Origin of the sequence: Pseudomonas sp. A-RE-22 (assembly GCF_019956035.1) — a bacterium.
Taxonomy (GTDB): Bacteria; Pseudomonadota; Gammaproteobacteria; order Pseudomonadales; family Pseudomonadaceae; genus Aquipseudomonas; species Aquipseudomonas brassicacearum.
Genome location: NZ_JAHBCZ010000004.1, coordinates 20,471 through 41,545, shown reverse-complemented (window position 1 = coordinate 41,545; position 21,075 = coordinate 20,471). Strand labels below are relative to the sequence as shown.

Annotated in this window: 19 protein-coding genes; 3 read left to right on the top strand and 16 right to left on the bottom strand. The window is 59.4% G+C overall.

Annotation, left to right across the window (positions count from 1 at the left end; genetic code table 11):
• Positions 1-8: 8 nt before the first annotated feature.
• The 3 genes from KGA89_RS02520 to KGA89_RS02510 form a co-directional block, all read right to left on the bottom strand.
• A complete protein-coding gene (locus tag KGA89_RS02520) occupies positions 9-911 on the bottom strand; it encodes an ABC transporter permease (RefSeq protein ID WP_223470457.1) in 903 nt (300 codons plus the stop codon).
• A gap of 9 nt (positions 912-920) precedes the next feature.
• Positions 921-1,838 carry an ABC transporter permease gene (locus KGA89_RS02515; RefSeq protein WP_223470455.1) on the bottom strand — a complete coding sequence of 306 codons (918 nt, stop codon included), beginning with the start codon at positions 1,836-1,838 and terminating at the stop codon, positions 921-923.
• Between the two features lie 105 nt (positions 1,839-1,943).
• Positions 1,944-3,464: an ABC transporter substrate-binding protein gene (locus KGA89_RS02510; RefSeq protein ID WP_039011547.1), complete on the bottom strand. Its 1,521-nt coding sequence runs from the start codon at positions 3,462-3,464 to the stop codon at positions 1,944-1,946.
• 187 nt (positions 3,465-3,651) lie between these two features.
• On the opposite strand from KGA89_RS02510, the gene KGA89_RS02505 reads away from it, so the two are divergent.
• Entirely contained in the window at positions 3,652-4,566 is a 915-nt protein-coding gene (locus KGA89_RS02505) for a LysR substrate-binding domain-containing protein (protein ID WP_028236576.1), read from the top strand.
• A gap of 20 nt (positions 4,567-4,586) precedes the next feature.
• On the opposite strand, the gene KGA89_RS02500 is transcribed toward KGA89_RS02505, so the two are convergent.
• The 10 genes from KGA89_RS02500 to argH form a co-directional block, all read right to left on the bottom strand.
• Positions 4,587-7,517 (bottom strand): DUF4132 domain-containing protein, encoded by a 2,931-nt coding sequence (locus tag KGA89_RS02500; RefSeq protein ID WP_223470453.1) that lies wholly within the window; start codon positions 7,515-7,517, stop codon positions 4,587-4,589.
• Between the two features lie 30 nt (positions 7,518-7,547).
• On the bottom strand, positions 7,548-7,988 hold the full coding sequence (locus KGA89_RS02495) for a hypothetical protein (protein ID WP_223470451.1): 441 nt from the start codon (positions 7,986-7,988) through the stop codon (positions 7,548-7,550).
• Between the two features lie 128 nt (positions 7,989-8,116).
• Positions 8,117-9,295, bottom strand: a complete 1,179-nt coding sequence (locus KGA89_RS02490) for an MFS transporter (RefSeq protein ID WP_223470449.1) — start codon at positions 9,293-9,295, stop codon at positions 8,117-8,119.
• Between the two features lie 20 nt (positions 9,296-9,315).
• Positions 9,316-10,707, bottom strand: coding sequence for an MmgE/PrpD family protein (locus tag KGA89_RS02485; protein WP_223470447.1), 1,392 nt, complete (start codon positions 10,705-10,707; stop codon positions 9,316-9,318).
• Positions 10,704-11,591: a polysaccharide deacetylase family protein gene (locus KGA89_RS02480; RefSeq protein WP_027912414.1), complete on the bottom strand. Its 888-nt coding sequence runs from the start codon at positions 11,589-11,591 to the stop codon at positions 10,704-10,706. Before KGA89_RS02480 ends, KGA89_RS02485 begins: the two co-directional genes overlap by 4 nt.
• Positions 11,584-12,432 (bottom strand): polysaccharide deacetylase family protein, encoded by an 849-nt coding sequence (locus KGA89_RS02475; RefSeq protein ID WP_223470445.1) that lies wholly within the window; start codon positions 12,430-12,432, stop codon positions 11,584-11,586. The genes KGA89_RS02480 and KGA89_RS02475 overlap by 8 nt, the downstream gene beginning before the upstream one ends.
• A gap of 154 nt (positions 12,433-12,586) precedes the next feature.
• Positions 12,587-13,411 (bottom strand): ABC transporter substrate-binding protein, encoded by an 825-nt coding sequence (locus KGA89_RS02470; protein WP_003200526.1) that lies wholly within the window; start codon positions 13,409-13,411, stop codon positions 12,587-12,589.
• A 39-nt stretch (positions 13,412-13,450) separates the two neighbouring features.
• On the bottom strand, positions 13,451-14,215 hold the full coding sequence (locus KGA89_RS02465) for an amino acid ABC transporter ATP-binding protein (RefSeq protein ID WP_003200528.1): 765 nt from the start codon (positions 14,213-14,215) through the stop codon (positions 13,451-13,453).
• 10 nt (positions 14,216-14,225) lie between these two features.
• Positions 14,226-15,104, bottom strand: coding sequence for an amino acid ABC transporter permease (locus KGA89_RS02460; protein WP_223470443.1), 879 nt, complete (start codon positions 15,102-15,104; stop codon positions 14,226-14,228).
• Between the two features lie 141 nt (positions 15,105-15,245).
• Positions 15,246-16,673 carry an argininosuccinate lyase gene (gene argH / locus KGA89_RS02455; protein WP_003200531.1) on the bottom strand — a complete coding sequence of 476 codons (1,428 nt, stop codon included), beginning with the start codon at positions 16,671-16,673 and terminating at the stop codon, positions 15,246-15,248.
• Positions 16,674-16,969: 296 nt separating this feature from the next.
• On the opposite strand from argH, the gene KGA89_RS02450 reads away from it, so the two are divergent.
• Entirely contained in the window at positions 16,970-17,935 is a 966-nt protein-coding gene (locus tag KGA89_RS02450; RefSeq protein WP_027912412.1) for a LysR family transcriptional regulator, read from the top strand.
• A gap of 259 nt (positions 17,936-18,194) precedes the next feature.
• Here the strand turns inward: KGA89_RS02450 and KGA89_RS02445 are convergent, their stop codons facing one another.
• From KGA89_RS02445 to KGA89_RS02435, 3 genes are all read right to left on the bottom strand, one after another.
• Positions 18,195-18,935 (bottom strand): NADPH-dependent F420 reductase, encoded by a 741-nt coding sequence (locus KGA89_RS02445; protein WP_317846359.1) that lies wholly within the window; start codon positions 18,933-18,935, stop codon positions 18,195-18,197.
• A gap of 21 nt (positions 18,936-18,956) precedes the next feature.
• Positions 18,957-19,409 (bottom strand): MarR family winged helix-turn-helix transcriptional regulator, encoded by a 453-nt coding sequence (locus tag KGA89_RS02440; protein ID WP_027912410.1) that lies wholly within the window; start codon positions 19,407-19,409, stop codon positions 18,957-18,959.
• A 142-nt stretch (positions 19,410-19,551) separates the two neighbouring features.
• Positions 19,552-20,310, bottom strand: a complete 759-nt coding sequence (locus KGA89_RS02435; RefSeq protein WP_027912409.1) for an SDR family oxidoreductase — start codon at positions 20,308-20,310, stop codon at positions 19,552-19,554.
• Between the two features lie 121 nt (positions 20,311-20,431).
• Between KGA89_RS02435 and KGA89_RS02430 the strand changes: the two genes are divergently transcribed.
• A complete protein-coding gene (locus tag KGA89_RS02430) occupies positions 20,432-21,004 on the top strand; it encodes a TetR/AcrR family transcriptional regulator (protein WP_027912408.1) in 573 nt (190 codons plus the stop codon).
• Positions 21,005-21,075: the final 71 nt, after the last annotated feature.

Below are 21,075 nucleotides of genomic sequence, written 5' to 3'. Positions count from 1 at the left end.
GCTGTCTATCAGTTACGACCGTCGGGCAGGATCAGATCGCGCAGGCCATCGCCGACCAGGTTGATGCCCAGCACCAGAATCATCAGGGCGACGCCGGGAATGGCGATGACCCACGGGGAAAAGAACATGTAGGGTTTGCCTTCGGCGATCATCAAGCCCCAGGACGGCGTCGGCGGCTGCACACCCACCCCGAGGAATGACAGTGCCGACTCCAGCAGGATTGCGTGGGCCATTTCCAGCGTCGCGACGACGATCAGCGCGCCGACCAGATTGGGCAGGATTTCACTGGCCAGAATGCGCAGGGTCGAGCAGCCCAGCGCCTGGACCGAGGCCACGTATTCCGCATCGCGAATCTGTTGCACCGAAGCCCTGACCACCACCGCGAAGCGATCCCAGAGCAGGCAGCCGAGCAGCACAATCACCACTTTCAGCGAGCCGCCCATCAGCGAGGCCGAGGCCAGCGCGACCATCACGACCGGCATCGCCAGCCGGGTGGTGATCAGGTAGCTGATGAATGCATCGACCTTGCCGCCGTAGTAACCCGCCAACAGCCCCATGACGGTGCCGATAAAGCCGGAGATAAGCGCCGCCGCAATGCCGATGAACAATGAGATACGTGCGCCGTAGAGCAGTCGTGACAGGTAATCACGGCCCAGCTTGTCGGTTCCCAGGAGGTATTCCCAGGTGCCGTTGGCCATCCATACCGGCGGTTTCATACGCAGCATCACGTCTTGCGCATAAGGGTCATAAGGTGCCAGCCACGGCGCGAAGAGCGCCCCCGTGAAGATCATCAGCAACAACACCGTGCCGATGGCGAAACCACGATGACGAAAGCTCTTGCCAAGTACGCGGCTCAGGCTGCTGGGGGGTGGCAGGTAGTCATTGATCGCGAGGGTAGTGGGGGTGCTCATGTAAGCCTCCTAGCGCACGCGAATGCGCGGGTCGAGCAGTGCGTTGAGCACATCGGCCAGCAAGGTGAGGATGATGTAGATCACTGCGATGAGCAGGACCACGGCCTGTACGACTGGAAAGTCATCACGGGCGATGGCGTCCCAGGCGAGTTGTCCGATGCCTTGCAGGGAGAACACGGTTTCGATCACCACCGAACCACCGAGCATGAAGCCAAACTCCACCGCCGCCAGGGCGACGACCGGAATCAAGGCGTTGCGCAGTGCATGCTTGAACAACACGCGGGCAGGGCGCAGGCCCTTGGCGCGGGCGGTGCGGATGTAATCGGAACTGAGCACATCAAGCATGCCTGCACGGGTCAGGCGCATGATTGCCGGAGTCGCGTAATAGCCCAGGGCAATGGCCGGCATGACGAAGTGCAGCAGGGTCGAGTTGCCGGATACCGGCAGCCACTTGAGCGTCACCGCGAACACTACGATCAGCATCAGCGCAAACCAGAAACTGGGCATTGCCTGACCCAGCACCGCGATGCTCAAGGCCAGTCGGTCAACCCAGGTGTCGCGTTTGACTGCGGCCAGCACGCCCAGTGGAATCGCTACCAGCAAGGCGATAGCCAGCGCCATGGCGCCTAACCCGAGGGTGATCGGCAAGCGGCTGGCGACGAGGTTGTAGACCGACTCCTGAAAGAAAAACGAGTTGCCCAGGTCCAGCCGCAACAAATCGCCCAGCCAGTTGAAGTACTGGGTCGGTAGCGGTTTGTCCAAACCGTACTGCACGCGGATCTGTTCGATCTGCTCGCTGGTGGCTTCCGGTCCGCCGATGGCCGTGGCCAGGTCGCCGGACAGGTGCAAAAGGGAAAAGCTGATCACCGATACGGTAATGGCAACGCAAATGGCGATGCCCAGACGGCGCAGAAGGAATCCAAGCATGGCAAGTTTCCTCATATCCAATGGATGACAGGTATGGGGACGTGTCCGTGGCGCGGGTCAGTCCGCAAGCCACGGCACCTCTCGATCAATCCGCTCGGTGGCGGATTACTTCCAACTGGACTGAACGAAACGCGGCAGCTCATCCGGGTACGACGTGAACGCCAGCTCGGAGGTGTAGGCGTAGTTCATCGAGTAGTTGAACAGCGGCGCCCAGTACGCCTGTTCGCTGATGCGCTGCAACGCCTTGCGGTAGTTGTCCTTGCGCAATTGCGGGTCGAGGGCGTTGTCAGCGGTCTGCAACCAGCTCTGGACTTGCGGATCCTTGATGTTGTCGTCCGGATTGCCCTTGAACCAGGTGCCGGCCGACGCCGAGGTGTCGAGGATCGAGAACGAGCCCCAGGCCTGAAACGACATGGGTACCTTGCCGCCACGTTGCTGATCGCGCAGGGCGGCGTACTTCAAGTAGCGCAGCTTGGCGTTGATGCCCACGGCCCGCAGGTTGCCGATGATGGCTTCGACGTAATCCCGGTCGCGATAAGCGAAGATTTCTGTCTCGAAGCCATTGGGGTAACCGGCTTCGGCGAGCAACGCCTTGGCCTTGGCCGGGTCGTAGTTGTAGACCGTGGCCGCGGTGGTATCGCAGCCGAACTGGCCTGGATAACAGGCCACCTGCAAGGGCTTGGCTTCGCCCCCCACCAGTTGCGTGGCCAGCGCGTTGCGGTTGATCGCATGGTTGATGGCCTGACGCACCTTGAGCTGCTTCATCGGCGAGTTTTCCGTGGAGGTGCCTCGAGCATCGAGAATCAGGAAGCCGATGCGCATGGTTTCGCCGCTGGTCACGGTCAGGTTCGGCATACCTTTAAGGTCGACTGCCTGATCCGGGGTCACACGCCACGTCCAGTCGACACCATCGGTCATCAACTCGGCCAGACGGGTTTCTGCATCCGGAATCACCCGGAACTTCAGGTGGCCGATATGCGGCTTGCCTTGTGGGCTGTCTGGAAAGTAGTCCTTGTTGATCTCCATGGTCACGCCTTCGCCAGCCACCACCGACACGGCTTTATACGGCCCGGTACCCACTGGCTTGCGGCTGAATTCAGCCAGGCCGACCTTCTCGAAGTACTGCTTGGGGAACATGGGGACGGCGTTGGACAGGTATTCCAGTGCCGGAGGGAAAGGTTTTTTCAAATGCAGGCGGACGCTGTAGTCACCGGTTTTTTCGGCGCTCTTGATCCAGTCTACGTTTTGCACGGTAACGACTTTCGCTTCGGGCGACACCACGTAGTTGAGGGTGAACACCACGTCGTCGGCGGTGAAGGCATCGCCGTTGTGAAATTTGACGCCTTTGCGCAGCTCAAAGTCGATGGTGGTGTCGTCGACCTGTGTCCAGCGGGTGGCCAACATGGGTTTGTATTCGCCGCTTTTGGGATCGCGGTAGATCAGGTTGTCCCAGATCAGCCGGCCGAGAATCACACCTTCGCGTAGATCGTTGTGATAGGGGCTGATGTTTTCAGGCTCGCTGTCGGAAGCGTAAACCAGGGTGTCGTTGGCTTTACCGGCATGCGCCGGAAAACTGCTGATGAGGCCCATCAGCGCAATACTGCAGGCGAAACCTTTGATGCCCATGCCGTCGTCTCCGTTGGCGAGAGTGGTTGAATCAAAGGGCAGCGAATCGCAAATGCGGTAAACGAGGAGGAGAAGCTCAGGCGTAGTTTTTTTTGGTCTGGACACGAATGTAGGGAAAGGCTATCAATGCCACAAGAATAATATTTCGATACTTGCGTTGCCGAAAAGGCAATCCATGGGGGCACCGATGCAACTGTATGGTGTGCAGTCCACGGCACTGCGTTATTTTCTGGAAGTCGCGCGATGCGGATCGATCAGCGATGCTTCCGTGCGCTTGAATGTCGCCGCGTCAGCAGTGAGCCGACAGATTGCCAAGCTCGAGTTGGCCCTGGATGCCAGCCTGTTTGAGCGTCGTGCCCGAGGGATGGTGCTCAGCGAGGCGGGGGCGCGACTGGCGGCCTATGCGCGCAAGTCGCAGCTTGAGGCTGAGCAGGTGGTGCTGGAGATTACCGAACTGCATGGCTTGCAGCGCGGCCATGTGCATGTTGCCTGTTCGGAAGGCTTTGCACTGGAATACATGCCCAGGAGCATCAGCGCGTTCAGGCGTGAGTATCAGGGCATTCATTTCACCTTGGAGGTCTGTGCGCCTGCCGAAGCGACCGAGAAGGTGCGTTCCGGCGAAGCCGATCTGGCGATGACTTTCAGCCTGACGCCGCAGAAGGAAATCAAGGTCGAACATGTCCTGAGCGGGGCGATTTTTGCCGTGGTTGCCAATTCCCATCCCTTGGCCGGACGTGAAGCGGTCAGCCTCGCCGAGTTACAACCCTGGCCCATTGCGTTACCCAAGGCCGACACCACGATACGGCAACTGTTCGACATCTGTTGCGGTGTACAGGGATTGTTGTTCGACCCGGTGTTGACCACCAACTACGTTGCCGCGCTCTATAGCTTCGTGCGCGAAGAAGGCGTTATCAGCCTGGCCAGCGAAATGACCTTGCAAAAGCAGGTGGCGGACGGGGTCCTGCAATGCGTGCCGATCCTTGACGAAGGCATGCAGGCACGCCGCATCGAACTGCAAAGCATGGCCGGCCGCAATCTACCGGCAGCGGTTTGTGCCTTCAGGGATTTTCTGATTGCGGATCTGGCGAAAGCGAAGCGCTGAGTCGGGTGAATTTTTGAACATCAGCCGCCGCGCTGTATCTGCTCCAGTATCAGGTTGTCGGTGATGTTCATGTCGTCCAGCAGCAGAAACATCTTGCTCAACACCTCGGCCATTTTCCTGTCGGTGTCGGCGAACGGCAGGTAGAACTCCGTGGAGCTGCTGCCTGCGGGCACGATGCACAGGTAGTTGCCAGGTTCGATATGGATGGCCGCGCTGCCCAGATGAATGCGGTAGTTCGCACGCTGGCCGGTAATGTGCAGAAAATGCCCTTCACATTTAACGTTTCGCAGCCCTAGCCCTTGAACCAACTCACCGACCAGTTCGGCGCGGCGTTGCAGGGTTTCTTGGCTGGTGCTGTAGTCGTCTGCGGTGTGGGCCACGGAGACCAGCAGGTCGGCGTCGCGCATGATTTCCGAGAACAGCAGCGGTGGTACTTGCTCAAGGGGTAGGGCTTTTTGGTCGCGGTGGAACGCAATCGTGTCGAAGGTAAAGTGTTCTGTTTCCGAGAGATAATGGCCGGTATCCAGAAAGTTGAACATGGCGTATATGCCGTGCTCTTTGCTCTCGTAGTAGATGTCCTCGACGCTTGAGATCGACCAGTTGCGGACCTGCAGCAACCGGGCGGCGACTTTGCCTTTGAGGCGGTGGCCGGCAAATCGGTTGGACCACAGGCCGGTGTCTCGCTCAGCAGGTGTTAACAGGTACAGCTCGCGAAAGGCCTGTTTGAACGGCTGCACGCGGCGCTGGGTCACCACTTCTTTCTGCCAGGCCGACAGTTGTCCGGCCGTGAACAGATGAAAAGGGTGAGCGATACGCAGAGTCTTTTCAACGACGTGTTGGCGGCCTTCCAGGTCAGTCACCGTCAGCGTTGCGGCATCGAGCCAGCCCAGCGCAGCGTCGTCGGCTTGCACAATCAGCTGTTCGAGCAGCAGGCGAACCGCGGGCATTTTCAACAGCGGCTTCAGGTCGTCCAGAGCCAGGATTTCGCCGCTGCTCATCATCGTTTCCAGGGTGCGGCAGAAGCGGGCGATCTGTTCCTTGAGCTGGGTCTGCTGCGTTTTGAGGGTGATGAAGTCTGGGTTTTTGCGCACCGCAGGCGGCGCGGTCTTGAGTGTCTTTCCGGCTTTGCAGATGTGCAAGGTGGGCGACAAGCCGTCGATGACGAGCGTGATGTCATAGCCATCGATGGTGGCGGTCGTCAGCGCGGATTCGGCGATCTGCGATTCCATGGCCCATTCCAGGCGAATCGCCGAGGGGTAACCGGCGACACGCGCCAGGTTTTCCAGGCCTGCCTGTACCGCTGCGTGGGAGTTGGCCTGGCGTTGAGCGCCGTATTTGCGCACCTCTTTGTGCAGTTTCTTGAGGGTCAGATAGCGTTGGCGTACGTCGTCCGCATCCTTGACGGGCAGCACGCCATAGATGCGCATGGCCGGCTGTGCGTGGCGGGTCAACTTCTTTTCCAGCGCCGGTCGACCGATGCCCTGGTAGGCGTCGAGCAGCACACGCGTCTCGGGAAATGCCCAGTGCGAGGGTTCAAGTGCCGCGAGGTATTCGCGCAGGTGGTCGGGGTCGGCTTCGGCCAGTGCCTTGTCCAGCAGGTAGCGGTCCACCACACCCACGGTTTCATCCAGCGTATTGGGCAGGTCAGTGCCCCAGCCGGACTGAGGTGCCAGGGCAATGTTCAGGTATTCACGCTGGAAGGCTTGCAGATCACTCCAACCGAGCGCGTCGAGCACCACACGGCTGGCTTGTCCGGCGTAGGGCAGGGCAGTCAGCAGGCTGTTTCTGGAAAAACCGGTCAGCGCCGGGAGCAGCTCTGCCGACGGGTGCTTGGGCAACGCCTGAAGCGACAGGAAGCGTTCGAGCACCGCGGCCGTGTAGCCGGATCCGTCGAGAAAGTTATCCGGCGTCATGCCCAGTCGTTCGACGACCGCCAGGGCCTGCAGCAACCAGCGGGTCTGATACACCTCGACCGAACGGAAGGTGTCAGCCAGCTTCTCGGCGTTAGCGGGCAATCCAGCCAGGGCGTCCTCGACATAACGAACGGTGAAGTTCACCAGTTCAGGGGGCACCGCAGCAGCTTCTTCAGTGGGGGGCTCACCGCTCTGGGACGACTCATCATCGAGGCCTTCGTCTTCCGCGGCCTCGTCGTTTGAATCGTTCTCGTCGAACGCTTCCTCGGCGTACCGATCCAGGTCCACATCATCGCTGTCCAGCCCGGCGTCGTCGGCGTAGAACATCATGGCGCGGCCCCAGGTATTGGCTGCCCGGACGAAGCGAGGGTAGTCGAGGCGGCCCGCTTCCAGCAGGCCCAGCGCGACGCGCTGGATTTCCTTGTGCACGTAGATATACGCGTCGGCGATTTTCCTTTGTTCGTCACCGGGCGCCGAAGGGGGCTGCTCGCGGTTCCAGCTGCCGTCCAGCAACCATTCGGCGAAGGTCTGCCAGGCCGGGGTGGGCGGGTAATTGCTCAGGCGACTGATGCACGCCGGGACGTCAGGCAAGGCCCAGGCCTGGTCCGGGCTTCTTCGGTAATAGGCCGGGCCATCTTCGTCAGTGGGCAATGGATAGTCACTGTCCTCGAAGGCAAATTGCAGCATGTGCTGCAGCCGCGCGCAGATCTGCTCCAGTGAATAGGCATCCGGGTGGGCCGTGATCCAGGCATCGCAGAGTCGATACTGCAGGCCATAGCGCTGTTGATCGCGGCGGTCCTCCAGATCGTCCCAAACGGTCGGGAACACAAAACCATCAGCCAGCGCTTTGGGCCCCTCCTGGGGATGCTGCCTGACCCAGTCATCGGCTATGCGCAGGCAGTCGATGCCGTCCCAGAAATCGGGCTCGAATTGGTCATATGGGCTGAGCTCGGGATAGTCATCCAGCGCTCTATCACAGAATGCTCGCAGCGCAGCGAGGCGTGTGGCTTGTTCGGGCACAGGACGGCGTGATTGCATGAGGGTATCCGAGGAAGAGAGTGACGAGGATCAACCGCCAATCAGCGGCACCAGGCGGATAAACGCGAGGGTGGAAGGGGGGCTCAATTCGATTGTCTCATCGAGACTTTGCAGCATGACGCCGTTGTGCAGGACGCGGAACGCACGGGCCTCAAAACCCTTCAGGGCTCGCTCGACCTCAACGCCGACATCCAGGTCTGGAGGTGCGCTGGCTTGGGGCATGACCACCGCACCTTCACTGGCTTGCTGAAGAACGTCCCGCTCGTTCAGGTATTGGCGGTCGAGCACTTCACGCAGCGACACGTGTTCCAGCCAGTGCTGGACCGACAGCGCGGCGATCTGCTCGGCAACGGTCAGGTGAATGAGCTCGGCGACCGTCAAGGTCAACGAGCTTGGTGTCAGGGTGACAGGGGGCAGCAAAGGCTCCTGGCGTGCGCCTTTCAGGCAATAGCTATGAACCACGAACTCCATGACGCATTCCTTGCAAGCCAGGCCAACCGGGGGGATGGCGCCTTAGCATATCCGGCTCTGCAATAAATTTCATCGCGCCGCGCGCTCAGGCGTCGTAATAGAAGCCTGACAGGTGCTGGTTTACGACATTACTTTTTCACAATAGCCATCCGGCGACCACTCATGAAGCACAGCAGGCCTCCAATCGCGGTCAGCGCGCTCAACGCATAGAACATCGTCGGTGCCGGGGTGTGCATCAGCAGGTATCCGCAGATCACCGGGCTCAGGGCGCCGCCGAGCGCTGCCAGGTTTTGAGCTCCGTAGTAGCTGCCGCGCAGTTCTTCCGGGGCCAGGGTATCGACGAAAAGGAATTCGGCCGGGTAAATGATCATTTCACCGAGGGTGAAAATGAACATCGCCACGCACCAGCTCACCATGTCGTCCGCCAGGCTGAAGCCGATCAGGCCAAGCATGAACAGGCTGGTGCCCGCGGCAATCCAGTAGCGCAACTTCTCGCGATCGAGGAACCGGCCGATCTGGTATTGCAGCACAATTACGGTGATGGCGTTGCAGGCGAGCAGGGCGGCCATGATGTCCAGCGCGTGTTTGGAGTCGTGGGTCACCAGCAGGTATTGCGACAAGTAGAGGGTGAAGCGTCCATGCACCACGGTGCTGAGCAGGCAGCCGCACGTGAACATGATCAGGGTACGGTCGCTTTTCAGGGTCTTGAGCGTCTTGAGAAAACTGGGCGGTTGACCAATGGCCGCTGGCGGCGCGGCATCCCTGGGGATGCCGGTCATCAGGAAGATGCTGAAAAACGCGATGCCAGCGGCGATCAGGAACGGCGCTATCGGGTAGACACCGGCAATCACCACGCCGAGCATGGGGCCGGTGGCATAGCCGATGTTGGTCAGGGTGTAGCGCAGGGAAAATGCCTTGGCGCGCTGGCCCATGGGCAGGTTTTCGCTGAGGATCGCTTTCGAACCGATAAGGAACAGCGCTGACGCGGTCTCGGTGATCACCACGGTCATGGTGGTCAGGTAGAGGTTTTCGGCAAAGGTCAGCAGGATGAAACCGATGGCACTGGAGAGCATCGCCAGGATCAGCAGTCGGCGCTTTTCCAGGCGATCGATGACATAGCCGCCATACAGCGCCAACAGGGTGGCGATGAACACTGCGATACCGAGCAGCAAGCCGACATCCTGTTGGTTGAGGCCCAACTTGTTGCTCAAAAATAGCGTGAGCAATGGACTGGTAATGGCGCGACTGACGACGATGGTCAGTGAAACGATCATCAAGCGTCGGATAACGAGCGAGTAAGTGGCCACGGTGGTGCAAATATCCTTATTCAGATGTTTGGCGTTCGCCGCAATACCGCGTCGCGGCTATCGCGGACAAGCCACCGATCCAGTGTGCGTACCGATTGCAGTTCTTCAATGCGCCGCAGTTGCTCCAGCAGTCCTTCAGCCTGTTCCCGCGGCATCACCCGCATCGCCAGGCTGAAAAACTTCTGTTCCAGCGCCACATCGGTCAGCGGATTGCCTGGTGCGCCCAATGGCACTTCTACGCACAAGCTCGCCTGCCGGCTATCCACGGTCCGCAGCGTCACCATGGGCTCGCCATCCTCGGACAGGCGCGGGTCGACTTCAAGGTGAATGCGCGACAGCCATTGGGTCATGCGCGGATCGTTACGTTGTGAATCGTCATACGCCTGCAATCGACAATGCCCTTGCACCAGTCGTGCGGCCAAGGCATATGACAGGCTCATTTGCGCCGCTGCAAGGGTGCTGACGTCCCGGCCGCCACACATGTTGTGAAGAAACCCGCTCAGCCGCACCTGCACGTCTTCAACCTGGTCGACCTGTGCATTCAATTGATCCAGCAGCAGCCCCAGGGCGTCGATGGCCGAATGGGTCCCGCGGCAGGAGGCATAGGGTTTGATCGAGCAGCGGGCGAGCTTCCAGGCCACACCGAGGTCCGCATCCAGCGCTTCGGGCATGGAGGTCTTCGGGGCGAGGGTTTTCAAAAAACCACCCCAGACCTCATCGAACAACTGCGTCGGCCCGCTGATGCCCTGTTGGGCAAACCGCGCCGCCAGTAGCCCACCTTCTGCGGCACGTCCGCTGTGCAGCTTCTTGCTTTGCGAGCCGTCGTGGATGAAGGCCCACAGGCCACCGCTGAAGCTGCCGGCAATGCCTAGCGCCGCGAGGGTTTGCCGCGCATCCAGGCCCAGGATCCGCGCGCTGGCTGCTGCCGCACCGAACACTCCACAGGTCGCGGTGGAATGCCAACCGGCGCCGTTGTGGGCTGAATAGCCACCGCATGCTTCGAGCACCCGACGGCCCACTTCATAGCCGATCACTACGGCGCTGATGAGCTCACGACCACTCACTGGCCGTGCAAGCTGCGAGACTGCCGCCATCACCGCTGGCAGCACAACGGCACCGGAATGATCGCAGCCACCGGTGTCGTCCAGCTCCAGGGCATGGGCGGCAACACCGTTAAGCATTGCTGCCTGAACCGCGCCAACCTGCAGATCAGTGCCCCAAACCGACACCTCACCCGTTTCACCGACAAACACCTTGCGCGCCTGTTCTGCGACACCGCTATCAGCTCCGGCCAGCGTGGCGCCGAACGTATCGAGAATGTGCCGCTTGGCTTGCGCTACCAACGCAGGCGGCAAATCTTCAAACCGCAGGTCCACACAGAAATGCGCGACACGTTGCAGACGTTCGCTCATAAAACGTAATCCCGATAATGTCGCTCGTAAACTGACGCCGGATGATCCTCGGCGACCGGCGTTGCGGTTTCTGCCCACCACTGCGCGACCTCGGCACCCGTGGCGATCCACACGTCATCGTGCTGTTGAATGCCCTCGATCAACTCGCGCAACACGCCTATCCGTCCCGGCGTGGCGATGATTTCCGGGTGCAGGCGAAGCACGTAGCACAGGCCAAAGCGATGAAACCCGGCGAAGTCCATTTGCAGATTGCCCAAGGTGTGGCTGTAGGACGCGATCCGCGATTGCCCCGGCGGCACCGCCGGGCTCAAGTTGAAGGCGAAGTAAGGCTCGTCTTCCAGTTCATAATGCAGAGGCAGTTCAATGACGCTGGGTGCCGTCGGGTGAGCGAATGGCAAGTCATCGCCGCGCCATGACGAGGACCAATGAATGCCCTGGGCTTTCAAGGCCTCGATGAACCCCGGCGCACCATTGCCCGCCGGGATTCTAAAGCCGAGCGGACGCTGGCCGGTCAGCCCGGCCAGGGCCTCACAGCCCTTGGCGATGTCATCGCTTTGCGCGGCCAGGTCCAGCGTGTCGTAGTCCTGATGACGATAGCCAGCGCAGGCGATTTCATGGCCGTCGGCCTGGATCGCCTGAATGTGTTCGGGGTTTTCCTGCGCAACGATACCGGGGACAAACCAACTGCTGGAGACCCTGAGTTCCTTGAACAGGCCGAGCAACCGCTCCACGCCGCGTTGGGTGCCGTAGCGCCATACCGACAAGGTCTTGTCACGTCCGGCGACTTCCGGGGCTTGGGTCAGGATGCCGTGGATGTCGTTGTAATCGACGGTCAGTACCACGGCGCAGCGATAGCCTTTGGGCCAGAGAGTGGAATCAGCCATGGTGATGCTCCTTCAGCCACCACTGGGCGACGTCGCGGCAGGTGGCGAACCACACGTCGTCGCGCTGGCGCATGTGTTCGAAGAGTTTTTCCAGCAGCAGGATGCGCCCCGGCTTACCGGTAATCTTGGGGTGGAACAGGGTGGTCAGGCATAACCCTTCGTCCATCGCGCCGTCGTATTCGCGGCACCAGTTATCCAAGGTCAGCGCGTAGCTGGCCGTGCGGTCCAGCCCGGATGGGAAGTTCGGCGCGCGGGTGTAGGCGAGGGAGGCGTAGTCGTCCATTTCCCAGCGGCCAGGGATTTCCACCAGCGGCGTATCGAACCCCGGTACGTTCACCAGGTACGGTCGATCATCACCGCGCATGCTGCTGGAGTAGGTAACACCGGCCTCCACCAGCATTGCCGGGGTTTCGGCACGCCAGTCGCCGGACGGCGTACGAAAACCTTCGGCGCGAATGTTCAGGTGTTTCCAGAACACCTCGCGGGAGGTGTTCATCACCTCTTTTTGCTGATCCAGCGTCAGGGCGTAAAAAGATTCGTGTTTGTAGCCGTGATAAGCCACCTCATGCCCGCGCTCGACAATCGCCTGGCACTGTCTCGGCCAGTTCTCTACGACCCAGGCCGGCACGAAGAATGTCGTCGGGATACGGAACTCGTCGAGCAGATCGAGCAGGCGTGGTAGCGCCCGGTAAGGGCCATAGCCACCGAAACCGAAATACTCGGGCTTGCGCCAGATCGAGCCGTTGAGCATGGCGTCACCGGTCGGGCCATCGAGGTCGAAGGCCAGGGCCAGGCAGGCCTTGTATTCGTCAGGCCAGGTGGGTTGGGGTGAGGAGGACATCTGTAGTGCTCCAATAATCTTTCAAATACACAACCCATCCCTGTGGGAGCGAGCTTGCTCGCGATGAAGCCGGCACATTCAACATCTGCGCCGGCTGATACACCGCTTTCGCGAGCATGCTCGCTCCCACATTGGATTCAGGTTGCCTGCGCGGTTACTTCCCGGCGTTGATGGTCACGGTCTTGATCGCACCCAGTTCCAAGTCCCACTTCTTCAGGATCGCCTGGTAGCTGCCGTCATCGATCATGCTCTGCAGCGCAACTTTCACCGCTTCGCTGAGTTCGGGTTTTTTCTTGCTCACACCCATCCCGCTGAACTGCTTGGAGATCGGCAGGCCGACGGTCTTGTACATGTCCTTTTCCTGGGTCTTGAGGTAGGGCAGGGTTTCGCTGCCCTGCATGGCCGCGTCGATGCGGCTCTGGCGCAGTTGCGCACGGGCGTCGGCCGAGCCTTCGGTGCCGATCACATTGATCGCAGGCTTGCCGGCGGCTTCACAGTTGGCCTTGCTCCACTCGGCGATTTCCGTCGGGAAGGTGGTGCGGCGACTGGTGCCGACCTTCTTGCCGCACAGGTCGACGATCTCGTTGGTGTCCTTGTTTTTCTGCAGGGTGTAGAACTGCGGACCGCTGGTGAAGTAGTCGATGAAGGTCACGCTGGCCTGACGTTCGGCGGTGTCGGTCATGCCCGACAGCACCATGTCCACGCGGTCGGTGGTCAGGGCGTTGATCATTTGTTCGAAGCCGGTTTCCTGCCACTTGATCTTCACGCCCAGGCGTTCGGCCAGGGCATTGCCCAGGTCGTAGTCCAGGCCGGTGAGGGTGTTGGTGGCCGGGTCCTTGAAATCCATCGGCGGGTAGTTCGGCATGATCGCTACGACGATCTCGCCCTTGGCCTTGATGCTGGCCGGCAACTCGGCGGCGAAGGTGAAGCCGGATGCCATAACGCCTGCGAGCAATGCTGGAATAACGAAGTTCTTCATGGTCGTTCTCTTTTGAGTGTTGTGAGCGCCAACGGGCGCTTAGGTTCGAACGGCAGAAATGAAGCTTTGGGTGCGAGGGTTTTGCGGACTTATTAGTATTTCTTCGGGGCTTCCAGCCTCCACGATCTGCCCGCCGTCCATGAACACCATGCGGTTGGAAACCTCGCGAGCGAAGCCAAGTTCATGGGTGACGACGATCATGGTCATGCCGGTCTGCGCCAGATCGCGCATCACCGACAGCACCTCACCGACCAGTTCCGGGTCGAGTGCCGAAGTGGGTTCATCGAACAGCATCAGCTTGGGACGCATGGCCAATGCGCGAGCAATGGCGACGCGTTGCTGCTGGCCACCCGAAAGCTCGATCGGGTAGCTGTTGCGCTTGTCAGCCAGGCCGACGCGGGCGAGCAGCTCCAGGGCTTCTTCATTCGCCTCTTTGGGTGAACGCTTGAGTACCTGGCACGGCCCTTCGATGATGTTCTGCAGCACGGTCATGTGCGGGAACAGGTTGAAACGCTGGAACACCATGCCGGTGGACAGGCGTTGGCGGGCGATCTGCGTTTCGTTGAGTTCGTGCAGCTTGTTGCCGACGATCCGGTAACCCACCAGTTCGCCGTCGACCCACAGGCCGCCTTTGTCGATTTTTTCCAGCTGGTTGACGCAGCGCAGCAAGGTGCTCTTGCCCGAGCCGGACGGGCCGATGATGCACAGCACTTCGCCTTGCTCGACTTCGATGTCGATGTCCTTGAGTGCGTGGAACTGGTCGTAATATTTATTCAGGCTCACGGCCTTGACGATGCTTCTCATGTGGGGCTCCTCAAGAACGCTTGCCGGCACCGCGGGCGAAACGACGCTCCAGGCGGCTTTGACCAAAGGACAGGACAGTGACGGTGGCCAGGTACCAGATACCGGCGACGATCAGCAGCTCCATCACGCGGGCGTTGGCGTAGTAGATGTTCTGGGCGTTGTAGAGCAGTTCCGAGTACTGGATGACGCTCGCCAGCGAGGTCATTTTCACCATGCCGATGAACTCGTTGCCCACCGGTGGAATGATGATGCGCATGGCCTGGGGCAGGATGATCCGACGCAGCGCTTGCAGGCTCGGCATGCCGATCGACTTGGCGGCTTCATACTGCCCGGTGTCCACCGAGAGCAGGCCGGCACGCACCACTTCGGCGGTGTAGGCACCCTGGTTGATGCTCAAGCCAAGCAGGGCCGCCACGAATGGGCTCATCAGGCTCACGGTGTCCATTTCGAAAAGGCCCGGGATACCGATAGTGGGAAAGATCAGCGCCAGGTTGAACCACAACAGCAGTTGCAGGATCAGCGGCGTACCGCGAAACAGCCAGGTGTAGGTCAGCGCCACATAGCGCAGGATCGGGTTGGCCGACATGCGCATGATCGCGGTGATCACGCCGAACACGATCCCTAGCGCCATCGCCAGCACCGCCATGACGATGGTATTGAGCAAGCCCCACATGATCGCCTGGGAGGTCAGGAACTGGCCGATGTACGACCATTCGATCTTGCCTTCGGCGAAGGCGCGCACCAGGCCGATGAGTGCGATGACGATCACCGTGGCGAAGAAGATCCGCCCGTAGTAGCGCCGGGGCACATGATCGTACTGGGTGATGTCGAACTGGTTTTCCGCCAGCTTGCGCTCCGCCTGGAGTCGTTCTGCCTGTGTCTGGCTCATGTTTGGTTCTCCATACTCGGTTTCGGCGCTATCGCTGTGGGAGCGAGCTTGCTCGCGATAGCGGTGGGTCAGTCCACGTTGATGTTGAATGTGAAACCGTAATCGCGAGCAAGCTCGCTCCCACAGGTTTTGTGTGCAGCTTCAGAGGCGGAAGCCCTGATAGTCCTCGGTCCATTGCTGCTGGGCGGCGAGGGCGGTTTTCAGCCGGCCGATCTGTTCGCGCACCTGTTGTGGCGCGGTCCCGCCCCAGCCGCTGCGGGCAGCGATGGCGGCTTCGAGGGTCAGGCTTTCGCGTACTTGCGGTGTGAGGCGCGGGTCGATTTCCGCCAGCAGCGCGGGGGAGGCTTCCCACAATTCGATGTCGTGTTTCTCGCAAGCCTGGACCAACGCACCGGTGATCTCGTGAGCTTCCTTGAACGGCACGCCGCGCACCGCCAGCCAATCGGCGACTTCGGTGGCGAGGGTGAAGCCCAGCGGTGCCTGGCGACGCAGTTCTTCGACGTTGACCTTCATGGTCGCAACCATTCCGGCCATGGCCGGCAGCACCAGCAGCAGGGTGTCGACGCTGTCGAGCACGCCGTTCTTGTCTTCGCTCAAGTCGCGGTTGTAGGACAGTGGCAAGGATTTGAGGGTGGACAGCAGGCCGGTCAGGTTGCCGATCAGGCGTCCCGCCTTGCCCCGTGCCAGTTCGGCGATGTCCGGATTCTTTTTCTGCGGCATGATCGAACTGCCGGTGGCGTAGGCGTCATCCAGCGCGACCCAGCGGAACTGCCGCGACGACCACAGGCAAAACTCTTCGGCCAGGCGCGAGATATTGATGCCGAGCATGCTGGCGATGAACAGGAACTCGGCGACGTGATCGCGGCTGGCCACGGCGTCGATGGAGTTTTCGCAAACACCGCTGTAGCCCATTTCCTTCGCCGATTGCTGAGGCAGACGCGCGATAGCCGAGCCAGCCATGGCCGCCGCACCCAGTGGCGACAGTGACGTACGCACGTCCCAGTCCACCAGGCGCTGCACGTCGCGCAGCATCGACTGGGCGTGGGCCAGCAGGTGATGAGCAAACACGATCGGTTGTGCCTGTTGCAGGTGGGTGAAGCCGGGGCAGATGCTCTCGATGTGTTGTTCGGCCTGGTCCACCAATGCCTGCTGCAAACCCAGCACTTCAACGGCCAGGGTGCGCACGTGGTCACGCAGGAACAGCCGCAGGTCGTTGGCGGTCTGGTCGTTGCGCGAACGACCGGCACGCAGCTTGCCACCCAGGGCGCCGAGGCGTTCGGTCAGCAGGCGCTCGATGAAGGTGTGGACGTCTTCGTCATCCAGGGTCGGGGCGATGCTGCCAGCGCGAAAATCCGCGCCGATGCGTTCCAGGGCGTCGAGCATGGTCAGGGTTTCCTGCTCGCTCAGCAGCCCGGCGCGCTGCAATTCCCGGGCATGGGCCTTGGAGCCGGCCAGGTCGTACGGGGTCAGTCGGAAGTAGCGTTCAGGGCAACGGGACAGGGCCGCCAAGGCTTCGGAAGGGCCGCTTTTGAAGCGAGCACCCCAGAGACGGTCGGTGGGTTGGGACATTGTTGTTTTCCTCGTCGGTAACGCGAACTGAAATGGGTAATCCAGGCCAAAACGTCGCTGAAAAATAGGCGAGCGAAATCAGGCCAGAGCAGTTTTCAAGGGGGCAGTTGCAACGGAGCGAGAGCTGATCGAAGTGTCAGCTTTTAATGTTTCGAGATCAGTGGTTTGGCACTGATACCGGGGATTTATCGGCGGTTGCCAAGCCTGCTTTTCTGTGTTCATTATTATTAGGCCAGCTATTTTTTTTGTTGTTGGACACAGATTGTTGAATAGGGCGCCAGAGGTAAATAAGCATTATGGAAACCCCACTTTCCAATTCCGGAAACCCGCCGCCGAAACCTCAGCAACGGGCACCGTTAGCCCTCAGTGGGCTGGACTTCAAACTGCTCAAAGTGTTCAAGGCCGTGGTCGAGGCAGGAGGCTTCAGTGCTGCGCAAAATGAGCTGAATGTGGGGCTGGCAGCCATCAGCAAACAGATTTCCGACCTGGAGATTCGTATCGGCATGCGCCTTTGCACGCGGGGTCGAGAGGGCTTTCACCTGACAGAAGAAGGGCGTCTGGTGTATCAGGCGTCAATAGATTTATTTGCCTCGGTCGACAACTTTCGCGACCGTCTTAGTTCCGCGCAAAATGAACTTGTCGGCGATCTTGGTGTGGGGGTTGTCGACAATACAATCTCCGACGATAATTCACCGTTAGTTGCCGCGCTTAAGCGTATAAATGAACAGTCGCCCAAGGTCAGGTTTCAACTTCAGGCCACGCAACTTGATGAGGTTGAAAGAGGTGTCGTCGAGGGGCGATTGGTGGCGGGAATTGTGCCGATTTATCAGAAGCGCGAAGAGTTTGATTACTACGCGTTATATGAAGAGCGCTCGGAGGTTTATTGCGCGCTCGGCCACCCGCTGTTCTCCATGGCGGACGCGGACATGGGGGAAAATGTGCTCAAGGATTACGAGTGCATCAACCATCGCTACGCGATTCATCGCGACAAACTGAAATTTGCCCACTACGACAGCTTTTCCGCCTCGGCAACCCAGGTGGAGGCCGTTGCACTGCTGATCAAGACGGGGCGTTTCCTGGGGTTCCTGCCCCAGCATTACGCCGCGTCGATGGTGGCGCGGGGAGAGTTTCGCGCGGTGCGCCCGGACCTGTTCAACATCGTCACGCCGTTCAGTCTGATACTGCGCCATAACATTGTGCGCAGTCCCCTGGTCAAGGCATTTGCCCAGGCACTGGGCGTGGACTTAAAAGCCCCGGTTTGATTGTTTTTCGCGTTAAGCACTAACGGACACTGATGGCGAACAAGAGCGATAGACCAGGCTTAAAGCTCCAGCATTTACAGCAATACTAACGCTGTACTATTGGGCCTATCTGTCGTGTCGACTGATTGAGTCCACAGCCGGTTGCTGTCAGTCAAAACGCGCCGATGGCTGAGCCTGCTTTCGCCTCGGATCGTCACAACGCTTAGACCCTCTTTTTATTTAGGCGGGGCTTTAGGCGAGGTCCCCCCTGATCCGATCGTCAGACTGTCATTGCACGATTCATGGCGACAATTTGCTCATGTGTGAACTGACTGCCGGGAGCCATGAACTTGGCCAGAAGCGTGTCCCGGTTTCGAGGCGCTCTCATTTGATCAGCTGCACATAAAGCCGATTTCAGCTCCGGCAACGTGAGTTCCGTGCAGTACGCAGGCGTGCCTGGTTGCTGATGCCACGAGCTCTCGAGGCTACCAGCGGCAAGCGCGGTGAAGCCGGTATCCTCGACAAGATCCTGCGCGATTGCCTCAGCCTTGATGTCATTCCCAGCTACAGGCAAGGCGATGCGGGCTAAAGACCCGGCGGGTTGGCCTTTGTCGGCAAGCGTCGCTGCGAGAACGGCGTTCCATGCCTTAACGACCGGACGGCCAATTTGCTCGCTTACCCAGACACTCTCGGGTTTGCCGTCGTCAACCTCTTTGATCGCTCCGTCACGTCCGGGATAGTAATTGGATGTGTCAATGACGACGACTTTCTCGGGAGCATTACTCAATGTCTGTTTGAGATCAGGGTATTTAGCGAAGGGGATCGAGAGGATAACAACGTCCACCTCGGACACAGCCTCTTCCTTGGTCACCGCCTGTACACCGATTCCTTTGGCAAGATTCTGAATGCTCTGAGGGGCCTTCGAGTTTGCCAGTTTAACTTCGTGGCCGCATGCAGCGAGTTTACGGGCAAGGGTAGCCCCAATGTTGCCTGCGCCAATAATTCCGATTTTCATTTCAATAACCTCCTCGCATATCAACAACTATCCAGTTACCCGTTTGGCTGGGTGTGCAAATGAATTGAGCGTGTCGCGAAGATCCAGCAATTCTCCAGGCGTCAGCTGACAGGCGGATTCAATCTTTTCAGTAACGCCCCAAAGCTCATGCCGAAGCGCCTCGCCTGCGCGAGTGAGCGCGATGAGCACGCGACGCTCATCTGTTCGGTCACGCGTTCGAGTCACAACGCCGAGCAGCTCCAGCCTCTTCAAAAGCGGCGTGATGGTGCCGGTGTCCATGCCGAGCTTTGTACCGAGATCTCCCACGGCACGAGGCTCAGCAGTGAAAAGCTCCAGCATCACAAGGTACTGGGGGAATGTCAGGCCAAACGGCTCCAAAAGCGGCTTATGCAGCCGCGCCATTCGGTTCGCTGCGCTGTAGAGAGCAAAAGACAATTGCTGGCCTACCTCGCGTTTCTGGAAATCATCTTGTTTTGGCATTTGTCTAGTCGGCTATTATCTAGTGCGCTAGATAAGCTAGCGCACATGTCTCAACACATCAACCACACTGAGTAGGAATTTCCTTCAGGCGCTATTCAAACAAGCGGTGCCGTCGAGGCAGGTGCTGCCGACACGGTTAACATCATTCTGCCGGTGCTTTGTATCCCGCCAGCATGTTCAATACCTCATCATGTGCACCGTTCGCTTCGGCAAACCGTAATGGTTTGGCACGTTCGACGACAAGTTCGCGTGGGGTCGGGGTGTTCTCGAGTAGCTCGAAGATTTCATTCAAGAACTCGTCCAAAGGCATGGCGTGTTCGTCATTTTCCTGCCCAAGCAACGTGGTGCGCACACCCGGTGGCGCAAGCTCGATAACCTCGACTGACGAGTCCTCCAGCTGCACGCGAAGACTTTGAGTGAACGAATGAACGGCTGCTTTGGTTGCGCTGTAGGTCGGTGTCGCAGGCAGCGGGACGAATGCCAGAGCCGAGCTGACATTGATGATCGTTGCACTGGGCTGCTTGATCAGTTGGGGAGTCAATGCGTAGACCATGCGAATCGTGCCAAGCAAGTTCGTGGTCACGATGTCTTCGGCGGTGCTCAGGTTTTGCGGATCGGTAAGATCCTCCCAGTGCATGATGCCAGCGTTGTTTATGAGCACGTTCAGATTCGGGTGACTGATCGCCAGCGCTTCGCTGGTGCGCTGTATGGATTGTGGATCGCAGACGTCCAGCAATACCGATTCAATACCTGGATGTTCCGACATGATCTTGTCGAGCAGCGCCTTGCGACGTCCCGCGATGATGACGTTGTTTCCCGCCTTGTGAAGCCTGAGCGCCAGGCCAAGGCCTATGCCTGAAGTGCTGCCAGTAACCAGAATCGTGTTGCCTGTGCTGTTCATAGTAAACTCCGGTAAGGGTATTCAAGCGGACAGATGTCCACTTACAAAAAAACTACCGGACAATTGTCCGCTTTGCAATGCAGCGAAGGAAAAAACTTTGCCCAGGAATGACGAATTGGCGATGCGTTCTGACGCCAGGAAAAACCGAGAACGAATTCTGAAGGTCGCAGTGGCAGAACTGACACTCGATCCCGCGGTCCCGCTGAGTGCGATCGCGAAGAAAGCCGGCGTGGGGCAGGGCACGTTTTATCGCCATTTCGCCAGCAGAGAGGAGCTGGTATTCGAGGTCTACCAATTTGAGATGCAGCAAGTGGCCTCGTTGGCGGAACAACTGCTCGCCACAAAACCCCCTAAGGAGGCCCTCCGAGAGTGGATGGACTGCCTCGTTGAATATGCAATGACAAAGTCGGGACTTGCGGCCGCGATACGGCAAGCAGCCTCTACTTACGAGTTCCCAGGGAAGTCGGGATACGCGCCAGTCCAGGCAGCGGCCGAGTTGCTTTTGAGGGCTAATGAAAAGGCCGGAACGATTCGTGGCGGGGTTACCCACGACGACTTTTTTCTAGCCACTGCCGGAATATGGCAAGTAGATTCCCAGAGCGAATGGCGCTCACGTCTTGCCAGATTGATGGACCTGGTGATGGATGGGTTATGCGCTGGCAGCCCCGAAAGCCTGAAGAAGAGAGACGTGTAGCATTCAAGTTAGCGGTCGGCGAACAGCGTGCCTACAACGAGCGATGCAAAGGCGCTAGCATGAGCGCTTAC

What these genes read in the sequence shown, in the direction of transcription:
- KGA89_RS02520 (WP_223470457.1), bottom strand. Translation starts at nt 911, where the DNA reads ATGAGCACCCCCACTACCCTCGCGATCAATGACTACCTGCCACCCCCC.
- KGA89_RS02515 (WP_223470455.1), bottom strand. Translation starts at nt 1,838, where the DNA reads ATGCTTGGATTCCTTCTGCGCCGTCTGGGCATCGCCATTTGCGTTGCC.
- KGA89_RS02510 (WP_039011547.1), bottom strand. Translation starts at nt 3,464, where the DNA reads ATGGGCATCAAAGGTTTCGCCTGCAGTATTGCGCTGATGGGCCTCATC.
- KGA89_RS02505 (WP_028236576.1), top strand. Translation starts at nt 3,652, where the DNA reads ATGCAACTGTATGGTGTGCAGTCCACGGCACTGCGTTATTTTCTGGAA.
- KGA89_RS02500 (WP_223470453.1), bottom strand. Translation starts at nt 7,517, where the DNA reads ATGCAATCACGCCGTCCTGTGCCCGAACAAGCCACACGCCTCGCTGCG.
- KGA89_RS02495 (WP_223470451.1), bottom strand. Translation starts at nt 7,988, where the DNA reads ATGGAGTTCGTGGTTCATAGCTATTGCCTGAAAGGCGCACGCCAGGAG.
- KGA89_RS02485 (WP_223470447.1), bottom strand. Translation starts at nt 10,707, where the DNA reads ATGAGCGAACGTCTGCAACGTGTCGCGCATTTCTGTGTGGACCTGCGG.
- KGA89_RS02480 (WP_027912414.1), bottom strand. Translation starts at nt 11,591, where the DNA reads ATGGCTGATTCCACTCTCTGGCCCAAAGGCTATCGCTGCGCCGTGGTA.
- KGA89_RS02475 (WP_223470445.1), bottom strand. Translation starts at nt 12,432, where the DNA reads ATGTCCTCCTCACCCCAACCCACCTGGCCTGACGAATACAAGGCCTGC.
- KGA89_RS02470 (WP_003200526.1), bottom strand. Translation starts at nt 13,411, where the DNA reads ATGAAGAACTTCGTTATTCCAGCATTGCTCGCAGGCGTTATGGCATCC.
- KGA89_RS02465 (WP_003200528.1), bottom strand. Translation starts at nt 14,215, where the DNA reads ATGAGAAGCATCGTCAAGGCCGTGAGCCTGAATAAATATTACGACCAG.
- KGA89_RS02460 (WP_223470443.1), bottom strand. Translation starts at nt 15,104, where the DNA reads ATGAGCCAGACACAGGCAGAACGACTCCAGGCGGAGCGCAAGCTGGCG.
- argH (WP_003200531.1), bottom strand. Translation starts at nt 16,673, where the DNA reads ATGTCCCAACCCACCGACCGTCTCTGGGGTGCTCGCTTCAAAAGCGGC.
- KGA89_RS02450 (WP_027912412.1), top strand. Translation starts at nt 16,970, where the DNA reads ATGGAAACCCCACTTTCCAATTCCGGAAACCCGCCGCCGAAACCTCAG.
- KGA89_RS02440 (WP_027912410.1), bottom strand. Translation starts at nt 19,409, where the DNA reads ATGCCAAAACAAGATGATTTCCAGAAACGCGAGGTAGGCCAGCAATTG.
- KGA89_RS02435 (WP_027912409.1), bottom strand. Translation starts at nt 20,310, where the DNA reads ATGAACAGCACAGGCAACACGATTCTGGTTACTGGCAGCACTTCAGGC.
- KGA89_RS02430 (WP_027912408.1), top strand. Translation starts at nt 20,432, where the DNA reads ATGCGTTCTGACGCCAGGAAAAACCGAGAACGAATTCTGAAGGTCGCA.